The organism is Catonella massiliensis (assembly GCF_016651435.1).
Taxonomy (GTDB): Bacteria; Bacillota; Clostridia; order Lachnospirales; family Lachnospiraceae; genus Catonella; species Catonella massiliensis.
Window position 1 is genome coordinate 993658 of record NZ_JAEPRJ010000001.1, and the last position, 14717, is coordinate 1008374.

General features: G+C 40.3%; 17 protein-coding genes. All 17 read left to right on the forward strand.

Going from position 1 to position 14717, the window contains the following annotated elements:
- Window positions 1-8 precede the first annotated feature (8 nt).
- On the forward strand, window positions 9-854 hold the full coding sequence (rsmI, locus tag JJN12_RS04505; protein ID WP_208428556.1) for a 16S rRNA (cytidine(1402)-2'-O)-methyltransferase: 846 nt from the start codon (window positions 9-11) through the stop codon (window positions 852-854).
- Window positions 855-904: 50 nt separating this feature from the next.
- Complete coding sequence (locus tag JJN12_RS04510; RefSeq protein WP_208428557.1) at window positions 905-1312, forward strand: type II toxin-antitoxin system HicB family antitoxin; 408 nt, start codon at window positions 905-907, stop codon at window positions 1310-1312.
- Between the two features lie 221 nt (window positions 1313-1533).
- Entirely contained in the window at window positions 1534-2283 is a 750-nt protein-coding gene (gene sufC / locus JJN12_RS04515; RefSeq protein ID WP_208428558.1) for a Fe-S cluster assembly ATPase SufC, read from the forward strand.
- 2 nt (window positions 2284-2285) lie between these two features.
- Entirely contained in the window at window positions 2286-3710 is a 1425-nt protein-coding gene (sufB, locus tag JJN12_RS04520; RefSeq protein WP_208428559.1) for a Fe-S cluster assembly protein SufB, read from the forward strand.
- Window positions 3710-4888: a SufB/SufD family protein gene (locus JJN12_RS04525; protein WP_208428560.1), complete on the forward strand. Its 1179-nt coding sequence runs from the start codon at window positions 3710-3712 to the stop codon at window positions 4886-4888. The genes sufB and JJN12_RS04525 overlap by 1 nt, the downstream gene beginning before the upstream one ends.
- Window positions 4878-6095 carry an aminotransferase class V-fold PLP-dependent enzyme gene (locus JJN12_RS04530; protein ID WP_208428561.1) on the forward strand — a complete coding sequence of 406 codons (1218 nt, stop codon included), beginning with the start codon at window positions 4878-4880 and terminating at the stop codon, window positions 6093-6095. Before JJN12_RS04525 ends, JJN12_RS04530 begins: the two co-directional genes overlap by 11 nt.
- Window positions 6085-6519 (forward strand): Fe-S cluster assembly sulfur transfer protein SufU, encoded by a 435-nt coding sequence (sufU, locus tag JJN12_RS04535; RefSeq protein ID WP_208428562.1) that lies wholly within the window; start codon window positions 6085-6087, stop codon window positions 6517-6519. Before JJN12_RS04530 ends, sufU begins: the two co-directional genes overlap by 11 nt.
- Before the next feature lie 156 nt (window positions 6520-6675).
- Window positions 6676-6834, forward strand: a complete 159-nt coding sequence (locus JJN12_RS04540) for a hypothetical protein (protein WP_208428563.1) — start codon at window positions 6676-6678, stop codon at window positions 6832-6834.
- Window positions 6835-7029: 195 nt separating this feature from the next.
- Window positions 7030-7932 carry a hypothetical protein gene (locus JJN12_RS04545; protein WP_208428564.1) on the forward strand — a complete coding sequence of 301 codons (903 nt, stop codon included), beginning with the start codon at window positions 7030-7032 and terminating at the stop codon, window positions 7930-7932.
- Window positions 7910-9118: a CpaF family protein gene (locus JJN12_RS04550; RefSeq protein ID WP_208428565.1), complete on the forward strand. Its 1209-nt coding sequence runs from the start codon at window positions 7910-7912 to the stop codon at window positions 9116-9118. The genes JJN12_RS04545 and JJN12_RS04550 overlap by 23 nt, the downstream gene beginning before the upstream one ends.
- Window positions 9099-9836, forward strand: a complete 738-nt coding sequence (locus tag JJN12_RS04555) for a type II secretion system F family protein (RefSeq protein WP_208428566.1) — start codon at window positions 9099-9101, stop codon at window positions 9834-9836. Before JJN12_RS04550 ends, JJN12_RS04555 begins: the two co-directional genes overlap by 20 nt.
- 1 nt (window position 9837) lies before the next feature.
- Window positions 9838-11052: a type II secretion system F family protein gene (locus JJN12_RS04560; RefSeq protein ID WP_208428567.1), complete on the forward strand. Its 1215-nt coding sequence runs from the start codon at window positions 9838-9840 to the stop codon at window positions 11050-11052.
- An 11-nt stretch (window positions 11053-11063) separates the two neighbouring features.
- The gene (locus JJN12_RS04565; protein ID WP_236013696.1) at window positions 11064-11321 is read left to right on the forward strand and encodes a Flp1 family type IVb pilin; all 258 of its coding nucleotides are present in this window, start codon (window positions 11064-11066) and stop codon (window positions 11319-11321) included.
- A 16-nt stretch (window positions 11322-11337) separates the two neighbouring features.
- Window positions 11338-12969 (forward strand): DUF5702 domain-containing protein, encoded by a 1632-nt coding sequence (locus JJN12_RS04570; protein WP_208428568.1) that lies wholly within the window; start codon window positions 11338-11340, stop codon window positions 12967-12969.
- Between the two features lie 262 nt (window positions 12970-13231).
- Window positions 13232-13867 carry a TadE family protein gene (locus JJN12_RS04575; RefSeq protein ID WP_208428569.1) on the forward strand — a complete coding sequence of 212 codons (636 nt, stop codon included), beginning with the start codon at window positions 13232-13234 and terminating at the stop codon, window positions 13865-13867.
- Complete coding sequence (locus JJN12_RS04580; RefSeq protein WP_208428570.1) at window positions 13860-14261, forward strand: hypothetical protein; 402 nt, start codon at window positions 13860-13862, stop codon at window positions 14259-14261. Before JJN12_RS04575 ends, JJN12_RS04580 begins: the two co-directional genes overlap by 8 nt.
- The gene (locus JJN12_RS04585; RefSeq protein ID WP_208428571.1) at window positions 14258-14671 is read left to right on the forward strand and encodes a TadE family protein; all 414 of its coding nucleotides are present in this window, start codon (window positions 14258-14260) and stop codon (window positions 14669-14671) included. Before JJN12_RS04580 ends, JJN12_RS04585 begins: the two co-directional genes overlap by 4 nt.
- Window positions 14672-14717: the final 46 nt, after the last annotated feature.

Consider the following 14717-nt stretch of genomic DNA (forward strand, 5'->3'; position numbering starts at 1 on the left):
GGATGAACATGGCCGGAAAGTTATATCTATGTGCCACACCGATTGGCAATCTTGAAGATATTACATTTAGGGTTATAAGAACCTTGAAGGAGGCAGATGTGATAGCTGCCGAGGATACGAGGAATTCTATCAAGCTTCTTAATCATTTTGAGATAAAGACTCCTCTTACCAGCTACCACGAGTTCAACAAGTACGACAAGGCTAAAGTCCTTGTAAATAGGATGTTAGAAGGGGAAAACGTAGCCCTTATAACAGATGCGGGTACTCCCGGTATATCAGACCCGGGAGAGGAGCTAGTCAAACAGTGCTACGAGGCAGGAATAGAGGTTACGTCCCTGCCCGGTGCCGCTGCCTGTATAACTGCCCTTACTCTTTCCGGGCTTTCTACAAGGCGCTTTGCTTTTGAAGCCTTTTTGCCAAACGATAAAAAGGAAAAGGCAGCTATCTTAGAGGAACTAAAGACAGAGACCAGGACTATCATCATCTATGAGGCTCCTCATAGACTTAAAAAGACTATAGCTGAGCTTTTTTCTGCTCTTGGCAACAGAAGGATGACTGCTGTAAAGGAACTTACTAAACTTCACGAAAATGTATTTTTAACAAACTTTGAAGATGCTCTGAATTTTTATGAGGAAAATGAGCCTCGTGGTGAATTTGTGTTAGTTATAGAGGGAAAGAAAATAGAGGAGATAAGGAAGGAAAAAGAGGCCTCCTACAAAGAAATGGACATAAACGAGCATATGAAGCTTTATATGGACAAGGGAATGGATAAAAAAGATGCCATGAAGGCAGTGGCAGTCGATAGGGGGATGCCTAAGAGAGAAGTGTATAAAATGTTGTTGACACACGTATAGACACGTAGTATGAATACTAAAAGATGCAGGTTTATATGGGAGGTTGTGATATGGCTGATAAAAATCTAAATATGGCTTTTCCATTTATATTTCATAAGGAAGAAGATGGTGGTTATTTCATAGAATGTCCTGATATAGACGGAGTTTATACAGGCATTGATGAAGATGATATTGCCTACGGAATTAGTATGGCAGAAGAAGTACTTGGAATGACACTTGCTGATATGCTTGAAAAAGGTGAAACCATTCCTAAACCAAGTGGCATCAAAGAACTAAGCTGCGATGATGGATTTGTTACGCTGGTAATGGTAGATGTCGAAAAGTACATAAGAGATACGACTCTTGTTAAAAAGACCTTAAATATTCCTAAATGGGCCAATGATTTGGGAGTAAGGCTTGGTGTTAATTTTTCAAAAGCCCTGACTGACACCATCTCGGCAATGGCTGTAACCAAGTAAATACCGGAAGTCTGTTTAGAAGAACAACTTACTTAAAGAGAATCCTTATACGGGGTTCTCTTTTGCATGTAATTACAAACAAAATTAAAAAACTTAAAAAATGCACATATTAGTCGTTTCTAACTTATTGAAACTTTATCCAACAACGGTTATAATATAAAAATCGAATTCGTACTAAAATGGTAGGAATTAAAATCGTTGATTATATATTAGGAGGCATTATGTCAGAATTATTAAAAGTTAACAATTTATCTGTAGCTATAGATGATACGGAAATCCTTAAGAATATCGACTTTACTATAGGAAAAGGTGAAACCCATGTACTTATGGGACCTAACGGAGCAGGAAAGTCAACCCTTGGTTTCACCCTTATGGGCAACCCTGCATACGAGATAAAGAGCGGAGATATAGAGCTTGAAGGAGAGAGCATCATAGAAGATGGAACCGACGTTAGGGCAAAGAAGGGACTCTTCCTTTCATTTCAGAGCCCTTATGAGGTAGCAGGCATCTCTCTTGAGAGCTTTCTTAGAAATGCAATCAGACAGATTACAGGCAAACCGCTCAAGATTATGCAGTTTAAGAAGGACTTAAAAGAAGCTATGGAAATCTTACAGATGGATGAGTCCTACCTTACAAGGGATCTTAATGTAGGTTTCTCAGGTGGTGAGAAGAAAAAATCTGAGATTTTGCAGATGCTTATGCTTCGTCCTAAGCTTGCCATCCTTGATGAGACAGACTCAGGACTTGATGTGGATGCGGTTAGGACAGTTAGCCGTGGTATTGAGGCTTATCAGAAGAACAGAGACGGTGCTCTTTTAATCATTACTCACAGCACCAGAATCTTAGAAGCCTTAAAGGTAGATTATACACATATACTTGTAAAGGGCAAGCTTGTGGAAACAGGCGATGCTGCCCTTGTAGAAGAGATAAACAATAACGGCTTTGCCCGCTTTGAGAAATTAGGGGAGTAAAAATGGCTGAATTAGATAAGAATGAAAAAACTGTAATAGATGATATAGATAGTTCGTTTTACGACTTTAGATATGACGAAAATGAAGAGGACTTCTTAAAACTTGACAAGGGTTTAACAAAGGACATCGTACTTCAGATATCAAAAGAAAAGAATGATCCTGAGTGGATGCGTGATTTCAGGCTCAAGTCCTTAGACATATACAATACCCTCACGACTCCTGCTTGGGGGCCTTCAATTGAGGGACTTGATATGGATACAATTATGACCTATGTACGCCATAAGGGAGATATGAAGGGAAAATGGGAAGAAGTACCTGAGGATATCAAGGATACCTTTGAAAAGCTCGGCATACCTGAGGCAGAGAGGCTTTCACTTGCAGGAGTAGGTGCTCAGTATGACTCTGAGCTTGTATACCACAATGTTCGTGAAGAAGTGGCAGCCCTCGGTGTTATATACACGGACCTTGAATCAGCCATGCATGGCGAATACGGCGACATGATACACGAGTATTTTATGAAGCTTGTACCACCTTCAGACCACAAGTTTGCGGCCCTTCACGGTGCAGTTTGGTCAGGAGGCTCCTTTGTATATGTACCAAAGGGAGTTAAGGTGGACATACCTTTACAGTCTTACTTCAGGCTTAATGCCGCAGGAGCAGGACAGTTTGAGCATACTTTAATCATAGTTGATGAGGGAGCAGACCTTCATTTCATAGAGGGATGTTCTGCCCCTAAGTACAATGTAGCGAACCTCCACGCAGGCTGTGTAGAGCTCTTTGTCAAGAAAAATGCAAGACTTAGATATTCTACCATAGAGAACTGGTCAAAGAACATGTACAACCTCAATACAAAACGTGCCATAGTTGAAGAAAACGGCGTGATTGAGTGGGTTTCAGGTTCATTTGGCTCACACGTGTCCTACCTCTATCCTATGAGCATCTTAAAGGGAAATGGCTCAAGAAGTGAGTTTACAGGAATAACCTTCTCAGGCAAGGGACAGAACCTTGATACAGGCGCGAAGATGGTACACATAGGAGAGGATACCTCTTCCATTATCAATACAAAGTCAGTATCTAAGGGAGGCGGAACCAACACCTACAGAAGTATGGTTACAGTTCGTGAAAGTGCAAAGCGCAGCAAGGCTTTTGTATCCTGTCAGTCGCTTATGCTTGACAGTGACAGCCGTTCCGATACTATACCAGCTATGGATATAAGAACCGACGATGCAGACATCGGACACGAGGCTAAGATAGGAAGAATCAGTGATGATGCAGTATTTTACCTTATGTCAAGGGGAATAAGCGAGGAAGAGGCAAGAGCTATGATAGTTAGTGGCTTTGCCAATCCTGTATCCAAGGAGCTTCCGCTTGAATATGCAGTTGAAATGAATAACCTCATTCAGCTTGAAATGAAGGGAGGTATGTAATGAAGTTTGAATTAAAGGGAGCTGTAAACTATCTTCCTGCCATAACCTATGGCAAGATGAAGAACAGCTATGCGGATATAGATTTTAACTATGAGATAAATAAGAACAATGATATAGACCTTAGACTTCAGGATGGAGTAGACATACTTGAAAGCGGTGCTCTTTTTGAAGAGATAGTAGCTAAGGCAGACTTTGTAAAGACGGGTATGGAGGCTCTTAACCTTGATTCAAAGGCAGGAGGAGACAGCCTTGAAGATGAGAATAGAAGAGACAGGGAAGTAAAGGATGCGCCATCTACAGATATAGTAAGAAATGCTATCAAAGCGGCGGGCATCCCTCTTAAAGTGATTACCACCAAAAAGGGAGTAAAGGTAGATAAACCTGTTAAGATAACCTACAGGGCAGGAGAGGAGAACTCCTTAAACAGCCATATTATCTATGTTAGTGAAGGCTCAGAGCTTACACTTATTGAAGTATTTGAATCTGAAAATAAAGAGAATCTTCTTGGACTTCAGACCAGAGTTTATGTCTGCGAAAATGCAAGTATTAAGCTTGTAAGGGTGAACCTCCTCTCAGAGAGTACGGACCATTTTGATGATTTGGGCTTTCACCTTGAAAATGATGCAAAGGCTGAACTCGTACAGCTTGAGCTTGGAGGAAAGCGCTCATACGTGGGAGTTAGAACGGAGCTTGTGGGAAGAAAGAGTGAGTATAGGAGTGCAACTGGCTATCTTTGTAAAGGAGACAGCCTCCTTGACATGAACTTTGTCACCAACGAATGGGGAAAAAAGGTCTCCTCAAACATGGATGCAAGCGGTGTGCTTCTTGACAATTCCACCAAGGTGTATCGTGGAACCATTGATTTTAAGGAAGGAGCAAAGGGTGCAAGTGGCTTTGAAAAAGAAGATACCCTCCTCTTTAGCCCAAGTATTATCAATAAGTCAGTTCCTCTTATCCTCTGTCACGAGGAAGATGTAGAAGGTGACCATGGTGCTACCATAGGCAGAATAGATGAGAAGCTATTATTTTACATAAAGAGCAGAGGCATAGACGAAAAGGCTGCAAAACAGCTTATGACTGAGGCTTATATTAATGCAGTTACCGAGCAAATCGGTGATGACGAAACTGAGGGCAAAGTTATAAAGTATGTAAGTGAGGTTTTTAACGATGAGCAGTGATTTTAGGAAGGACTTTAAGTTTTTCAGGGAATATCCTGATTTAGTTTATTTTGACAATGCTGCTACAACCCAAAAGCCGGATATGGTACTAGAAAGAATGGTAAGATACTATGAGAGTGAGAATGCCAATCCTCTCCGTGGTGTATATGACCTTTCTGTCAAGGCTACGACAGTTTATGAGAATGCAAGGGAAAGAACCGCTCGGTTTATTGGTGCATCATCTTCTTCTGAAATTGTATTTACAAGAAATGCAACCGAAAGCCTTAATCTTATAGCAAGAAGCTACGGAGAAGCCTTTATAAAAGAAGGAGAAGATATTGTGCTCACTGTTATGGAGCATCATAGCAACCTCCTTCCTTGGCAGGAGACGGCAAGAAGGACAGGTGCTAACCTGGTTTTTCTAACTCCGGATGAGACGGGCTTTATATCAGATGAAGAAATAGCGGCAAAGATTACGCCAAAGACTGCACTGGTAAGCCTTGCACATATTTCAAATGTGCTTGGAAGAAAGAATCCTGTGGAAAAGGTAATAAAGGCAGCCCACGAAGTAGGAGCGGTTGTGGTTTTAGACGGAGCACAGGCAGTTCCTCATACAAGGGTGAATGTAAGAGAGCTTGATGCAGACTTTTATGTATTTTCAGGCCACAAGATGCTTGCACCTATGGGAATTGGTGTACTTTATGGCAAGAAGAAGCTGCTTAACAAGATGCCTCCATTCCTTACAGGAGGAGAGATGATAGAGTACGTGGAGCTCGACTCAGCCACCTACGCAGAAGTTCCACATAAGTTTGAGGCAGGTACAGTGAATGTAGGCGGGGCAGCAGGACTTCACGCTGCTATGGATTATCTTGACAAGGTAGGTTTTGACTGTATAGAAGAGACAGAGCTTAGGCTTACAAAGAGGCTTATTGAAGCGATGAGGGCTCTTCCTTATATCAATATTGCAGGCTCAGACAAAGCGGATGAGCACCACGGAATTGTCACCTTTACAATCGATGATGTACATCCACACGACACTGCTTCTATATTAAATGAAGCAGGTATCTGTGTGAGGGCAGGACACCATTGTGCCCAGCCTCTGATGAAGTTCTTAGGCTTTAATTCGACCCTAAGGGCAAGCCTGTATTTTTACAACACAGAGGAAGAGGTTGACAGATTTTTAGATAGTTTGACAAAGGTAAGGGGGTGGCTTGGTTATGGAGCTTAGAAGCATATATAACGAAATACTTACGGAGCATAATATGCATCCAAACAATAAGCACGAGATAGAGCATCCAACCATTGAGCTTAGAGGCGTGAACCCTAGCTGTGGTGATGATATTACACTTAAGCTTCAGCTTGATGGAGATGTAGTAGTTGACGGAGGCTACACAGGTACAGGCTGTGCCATATCACAGGCATCAGCGGACATGATGCTTGATCTTATCATAGGTAAGGATAAGGAAGAGGCACTAAGACTTGGTGAGCTTTTTATGGGCATGATAAAGGGCGAAGTTAAAGAGGATGAAGTCCTTGAAGAGCTTGATGAAGCCATAGCACTTAGGGATATATCCCACATGCCTGCAAGAGTTAAGTGTGCAGTGCTGGGTTGGAGAACACTTTCTCAGATGCTTGATAAGGAAGAAGAGTAGGTTTATTTTGGTACTGGTAAAATCAGGATATTTTTACCAATTAACTTGTACGACTTTCACAAAAATCAAAAATGAATTTCAACAAAGTTACATATTGCAATAATTGTGACAAACGTATATACTAATTGCATAAAGAAAAAGGAGGAGAGAATTCATATGGATAACTTTTTCAGTGCAGAAGACTTAGCGTTATTAAATGAAGAGCTTGAAGAGATGGAACATTCAGCAGTGGAAAAAGAACCGGAAGATACTGAAATGAATGCTTCAGCCAGAAGATATCAGGAAATAATAAAGAAACATAAGGGTGACTGTTAACTCAGTCCCCTTAGGGTTAACATATATTATCTAGAGTAATAGATTAAGAAGTTGTTAGGTGTTTCTAAAGCAATATATGAATTATTTTATTCAAAAAATAACCAAACGGTGAAACTTAATAGCATTTAATCATTCTATTGTAAAATAGGTTCTTTTAGTGTACCCAAAAATCAGTTAAAGCGAGGTGATGTTTTATTGCAAGGGGGAATTCTTACTATTTATGATAAGGAAGAAGCTTATGTAGAGGCGCTTTCAGACTATCTCAACAAAAATATGGAGCTTGGGCTTGTGACTGTTGCCTTTTCAGATGCGGATAAGTTTGTTAAGCATATAGAAAGTGCAGAACCGGGTTTTGTTGTAGTTTGTGAAGGCTTTGACGTACATAGGATAGAAGGGAAGGTAGATAAAGACCGGATAATCAGCCTGGTTACTACTAGAGAAGACGACAAAAACGGACCTTGGATATTTAAGTATCAGTCAGCAAAAGCAATAGTAGGTGAACTTAGCTCAATAATTATGAGTGAAGATGAAGCATTGCTTGATGACAATAATATACGCATTGTATTTTCGACGAAAAGCAGTATTGAGCGGGGAGAATATGCTAACCTCCTATTAAATGACCTTAAAAACAAAGGTTCAGTACTTTACATAGATATGGAGCCGTTTAATGGCAGCAATGCCGGTAGAATGGGAGCAGGCAGAGGACTATCAGAGCTGATTTACTTTCTTAAGCAGGGTGGAGACAAGCTAAAGTGGAAGTTCAAATCACTGGTGGAAAGAGAGGATATATCAGGCAGGATACTTCCGGTATCAAGCCCCTTTGACCTGGCAGAACTAACAAGAGAGGATGCAAAGGAGCTGTTAAATCTTCTTAATAAGCTAAATGAATATGACTTCATTCTTATAAATCTTGGAATCATCTCACTTGCGTCATTTGAACTTATGAAGGCGGCAAGTCTTATGGAAATAGTTGTAACTACTAAAGGAGGAGACAGAGAAAGTGCGGAGAATTTCATATCAAAGCTAAGGCTTATGGGTATGAAGGATGTAGAAAGAAGGGTTGAAATAGTAGAATTTGGAACAGACACTTGGATATAGAATAAAAGAAGAATTGCTTGAAAGACTGGATTTCTCAAGGGAACTAACCGATGAAGAGGTCTTAAATGAAATTGAAGAAAGAGTATTAAATCTAAGTACAGAAGAATATCTAAGCATTACTGAAAAGAAGAATCTATGTATAGAGATATTTAATTCTGTTAGAAGACTGGGGGTACTTCAGCAGCTGATAGATGATGAGAGTATATCTGAAATTATGGTAAATGGGCCTGATAATATATTTATTGAAAGAGACGGACATATTCAAAAATTCGATGGAAAGATAGCTTCTGAAGAAGAACTTGAGGATATAATACAGCAGATAGTAGCAAAGGTAAACCGTACTGTAAATGAGGCTGAACCTATAGTGGATGCAAGGCTTCAAGATGGTTCAAGGGTAAACGTGGTGTTGCCACCTGTTGCACTTGGTGGGGCAGTAGTTACCATAAGAAAATTCCCTAAGGTGCCTATGACGATGAAAAGGCTGCTTGAATACGAGACCTTATCAAAAGAGGCTGCTGACTTCATTAGAATACTTGTGGAAACAGGCTGTAACATCATAGTTAGCGGTGGCACTTCCTCAGGCAAGACCTCCTTTCTTAATGCACTGGCGGATTATATTCCGAGGGAGGAAAGAGTAATCATAATAGAAGACTCTGCAGAGCTTCAGCTCTTTGGCATACCTAACCTGGTGCAGATGGAAACCAGAAATGCCAATGTCGAGGGAAGGGGAGAAATAGGGATAGGAGACCTTATCAAGTCCTCGCTTAGAATGAGACCTGATAGAATCCTTGTAGGAGAGGTAAGAGACGGAAAGGCCGCAATTATGCTGCTTAATGCCTTTAACACAGGGCACTACGGAGAGTCAACCATACATGCAAACTCAGCAGAGGATACCATCTCCAGGCTTGAAACACTTGTACTTACAGGAGCCAACATCCCATTAGACGCAGCAAAGAGACAGATAGTCTCTGCCATAGACTACATAGTCTACCTTGGAAGGCTCAAAGACGGCAGGCGTAAAGTCCTTGAAATAAGCGAAATATATAAAGATGACAAAGGGGATATTGCACTTAATCAGATATTTGAATACGAAGCTGATAAGGGGCTTATAAGGTGTGGTTCTCCAAAAAGAATGTCTAAGTTTGAAATGGCAGGGTTTAACAAAGATGAATTATTTGGTATATAAAAGGTCTAAGCTTGAATGGCTTAAGCTTATAGCCATCTGGCTTGCTGTTTCTGTAAGTTTCGGCTTGCTTTTTTACCAATCTATAATGGGTGCTTTAATCATTCTTCCCTTTGGGATAGTTTTTGAAAAAGTGAATAGAAAAAGGCTTATAGAAAAGAGAAAAAACGAATTGTCTTCTCAGTTTGTAGAATTCTTACAGGTAATAATGACATCGCTAAAGGCAGGCTCCTCTCTTGAAAGGGCGGTATTGTCAGCGAGGGAGAGACTATACAGTCTATATAACAGAGATTCTATGATAATAAAAGAACTGATATCTATGGAAAGCAGTCTCAAAATGAACATTCCCATAGAAGATATTTTATATGACTTTGGAAAAAGAAGTGGAATAGAAGATATCAATCAATTTGCCGAAGTCTGCAAGATTTCTAAAAGGGCAGGTGGCAATCTTATAAAGGTTATGGAGCATACCATTAGGTGTATAGTGGATAAAAATGAGATGGAAAGAGAGATAACTGCCTTAATAAGCGGTAAAAAGCTTGAAAGTAAGTTTATGACAGCAATACTTCCTGCTATTTTATTATATCTAAACTTCTCAATGTCTGACATGATGAAGAGCCTGTATGATGGGGCGCTTGGAAGAATCATAATGAGTGTGGTGCTTGTGTGCTACGGCGCATGTTGCCTGTGGTTTGATAAAATAACTGATATTAAGGTGTGAGATGAGTATATACAAATCATTTGATAAAAAACAAAGACTAATCATTATAATAGTGGCGGTAATATCCCTTCTTGGCATTATAGCAGGGATTGTCTATGACAGCGGGCTGACAAGAGTAGAACTCACCACTATCACCAGGCCAAAGCCGTATGAAGAAGCAGAAAACATAAGCTTTGGTGTTGAAGTAGATGGAATTAAACCTGATAAAGAGCTTACCTACGAGGGGCAGATAGGCGTTAAAAAGCTTGAAGAAGTAAAAATAGATGAATATCTACATAATACTTTGGACACTCTTGAAGCCAATATGTACAGAGAGGGAGAAGGAAAAGAGAGGGTGCTTACAGGATTAAACATCCCGGTGAGGCTTGCGAATAACCCTGTGGACATTAGTTTTAGTACGGACGAGGGAGGTATATTGCTTGATAACGGCGACCTAAACTTTGACCTGATTAAAGAAAAGCAGTCGGTAACTCTTAAGCTAACAGCAGCTTATGGGGAAAGGGAGATAAGCAGAAGCCTTGTAATAACCGTATATCCAAGGACGCTTACAGAGGAGGAGAAGGTCAAGCTTGCAGTCAAAGAAAAGCTAGACTCTGCCTTTGCTGACGGAGAAAATGAGACCATTACCCTGCCGGCAGAAGTGGAGGGAAAAAGAGTGAGGGCATATTTCCCTAAGGAAGAAATAACGGGAAATCTCGTAGGCTTTGCACTTGCAACTATCATTTGTCTTTTTGTAGTTTTTAACGAAAACAATAAAAGAAAGATTAAAGACAGAGAGGAGGAACTAAAAAATGGCTATACAGAGTTTGTGGGACGGTTTGTGATACTGCTTGGAGCAGGACTTAATATACCTGCTATATGGAGAAAGCTTGAAACAGGCTTTGCATCCAATAAAAGCCTGACAGAGGAGATAAGGCTTACACTTTGGGAAGTTGGAAACGGCAAGACTGAAAGAGAAGCCTATGAAAACTTTGGAAAAAGGATAGGCGGTACACAGTTCTCTAAGTTTGTATCTGTGATTAACCAAAGCCTAAAGCTAGGTCAAGGACAGCTTTTATCAAGACTTGAAGCAGAGTCCGAAGCAGCTATGTTTGAAAGAAGAAATAAAGCTAAGGTCATGGGAGAGGTGGCTGACACCAAGCTGCTTATGCCTATGATGCTTCAGCTTGTACTGATTATGTTGATTATTATGGTACCTGCCTTACTGGCAGTGTGAAAGGAGAAGATATGAAGATTATTGATATGATGAAGACAAAGGCAAATGACTTATTTTACAGCATGGAAGTAAAGAAAATGCTTGCAAAAGAGAGATGGGAAGAAGCGAAGGATGACAATAGAGGTATAGCTGTAATTGAGATTATCCTGATACTTGTTATTGTACTTGGACTCATAATTATATTCAGGAAGAACTTAAAAGAAATGATTGATGAAATCTTTCTGAAAATAAGGGGAAGCCAGAGGCAGATAACAGCACCATTACACTAAGACTTAGGAGGGGAGAATGAAGGTTAAGGGAAGTATAACCATATTTTTATCTTTAGCTCTCCTTTTTGTGACAGCCTTAATAGGAAGCCTGCTTGAGTCTGCGAGGGTAACAGTGGCAGGCGAGATAGCCTTAGATAACTCTTACCTCGCTGAGCAGAATATCCTTGCTGAGTATCAAAGAGAGCTATGGAATGATTACCATATATTTTTTGTAGACGCCTCTTTACTTAATGGAGAGGAGGGGGCAGTTAAGCTTGCCAATTCTTATATGGATAAGATGATGCCCGGTGGAAAAGGAGATTATCTGGGGACTACAGCTAGTTTTACAAGCCTTAGCTTTAAGGAAAACATGACAGAGAATAACTGTTACTTTTTTGCAAAGCAGGCAGCAGCCTATATGAAGTATGGTGCTGCCGCAGGAGTAGATAAGAAGCTAATTAACAATGCAAATCTCATTAAAACGGCGGAAGACGGTACAGACACCCTAAGAAAAGGTCTCAAAATCAAAGTAGAAGCAGAGAAGAAGTTAATCGAGCTTGAAAGAGAGAAGAAAAAGCTTGAGGAGAAGGCAAATGATATTAAAAAAGGTGCAGAAAATATAAAGGAAATCATAGGCACAGAGGTACACGCTCAGTCTAAGTCAGGCTTACTTGGTGTAGAAGAGGCCAAAAGGTCAGAATCATCCAATCAGATACATACAAAGATGGTCGAAAAGCCTAAGGCTATGGCAAAGAAGATAGAAGTACAAAAGTCAGAAGTACAGGATGATACCCCAAAGTACACTGAAAAGGAAGTGGCAGACGCTAAGAAAAAGTACAAGGAAAGTCAGAAAAACCTGGATGATGCCACAGGAGATGGAAGTGCCAGGGGAACATTGAGCTTCTTTATATCAGGAGATAAGAAGATCTCAAAGAGAAAGATTAGCTCTACAGCTTGGGGTGAAGTACAGACCGAAAAAGAAGAAAAGACCGACTTGGTAGAAAAGGGGCTTTTGATTCTCTATGCTAAGGCACATTTTAAGAACTTCCTATCAAAGGTAAAGGAAGAAGACAAAAAAGAGGCTCTTAGATATGGATTAGAGTACCTTATAGCAGGCAAAGAAAGCGATGAAGCCAATCTAAGCTCTGTAGCCAACAGAATATTTGGACTTAGGACTATAGTCTGGTATGGATATTTCCTTACAAGGAAGGATAAGATGGCGGAAGCAGAGGCTATTGCGGCTGCCATTGCAAGTGTGCTGGCGCTTCCTGCTGCCATAGAGATAATTAAGTACGGCATTGTCATGGGCTGGTCGATGGACGAGGCAAGAAAAGAGGTAAAAAGCCTGTTAAAGGGAGATGATATCCCTCTTTTGCCCGGTAAATCAGAAGGAGTAAAACTAAAATACCAAAGCTTCCTAGATTCATTTCTTGTAATTGCCTCAGGTAAACTCCCTATCAGAATGGTAAAGCTAATAGAGCAGAACATCAAGCTAAGATATTATCAAGGCTTCAGAGCTGACAGCATGTATGCCGGAGTGAACGGTGAAGTGAGCGTAAAAACTATGCCAAGAATATTCAGGCTTGCCTTCCTCGATGGCATAGTTCAAAGAAAAACAGATAACTGGGAAGCAGGCTTACAGTTATCGCAAAGCCTTTGCAGAGAGTAAAGGCTGCTGCAGAGTGCTCATATATAGTAATAAAGAAAGGAGCTGTTGTTGGTGGATCAGGAATAGTCGCCTAAACCACATTAGAATATTTTGCTTTACCTTTTTTTGGTGAAACACATTATCTTTTTTTAAAATAAAATTTAAATCCCAATAAAAAGTAGAATCAAATAAACAAACAAACACCAGGTAAAATATTCGATTATATTGTATAAGTATATGAGCAGTCTGGAGCAGAAGAGATGAATTAAGATGAGGTAATAATGTGAAACAGTTAAAGGGAAGCCTCACTATAGAGGCAGCGCTTTCCATGCCGCTATTTGTACTTGCCATAAGCCTAATCATATTTTGGACAAGTTTCCTTCAGACTCAGGCAGAGTTAAGTGCAAGAGCGGCAGATAAAGCAAGAGAGATGGCAAAGCTTGCCTACGTAACCGAGGAAGAAGATGGCAATAGCCCTAAGCTTATAGAAATAGCAAAGGGAGAGCTGCTAAACGGAGCTTATTTTGAGAGGCTTGCTGTAGCAAGGCCCTTTACGGGGAGGTATTACAGTGAGGCAGAGGCAGATAATGCAGAAGATAATAGGATAGTATTTGTCACAAAGACAGGAGAGGTATATCATACAAGCAATATGTGCAGCCATATAAGTCTATCCATAAGGGAGGTAGATTATACCTTAGTAAAGAGCCTTAGAAACAAGGGTGGGGCAAAATACTACCCCTGTGAATACTGTGCAAAGGGGGACCTGACTGGGATAGTCTATATAACTGATGAAGGAAACAGGATACATAAGGATAAAAACTGTACCGGTATCAAAAGAAGTGTAAATACGATGAAGAAGGTAGATGCAGAGGCAGCAGGCTACAGGCCCTGCACAAGATGTGGGAGTGTACATGATTAATATAGTTTTACTAAGTTTACTTGGCGTCATAGATGCAGTGAAAAAAGAGATACATATTTTTATCATCCTGCCGATAACGCTTATTTGGCTTGTTACCTCGGTATATAACAATGGAGTGGATATCACTGCCATAGCGGCTGCTGCTATACTAATAGGCTTAAGCCTGATAACAAAGCAGGCATTTGGTATGGCTGATGCCATAGTCTTATCACTTATTGCAATGGAAAGCGGAGTCATATACATGCTTATGGTATTTTTTCTGTCAGATTTATTATTTTTGGCATTTATCGTAGCAAGATATGGATTTAGGCAAAGGAATAGAAGCTTTCCACTCATCCCATTTATCTGCGTCATATATATCATAGCCAAGCTATTTCTAAAGGAGGCTGTATGAAGCTTAAAGGAAGTCTGGTAATAGAGGCAGCAATTATATTTCCGACTGTCATTATAGCTATGTTTGCTATCATTTTTTTTGCATATTACGAACACGACATAGTGGTTCTAAGAAGTGAAGTAAGAAGTGAGCTTATCAGGTATACAGCGGAAAATACAGAGGGAGAGTGGACTTTCTCTGAGAAAGGCAGGGAAACCTTGTTTTATTTAACTTATGAAGACCTGAAAAGCTATAAGTCCGGTGGAAAATGGCAGGTAAATGCAGATGTGGAGTTTAAGATACTTCCGTTTGTGTCTGAATATCTGGACAGGGATTTAACAGATGGAAGCTTTAAGGAAGAGTATAAAGAATATGTACCCGGAGAGTTTGTTAGAAGAATTGGGGCACTGGAAAGCCTAAGTGATGAATAATCAAGATATTGGTGTTTGCTTAATTATGGTATTTTATGGAGGTAGT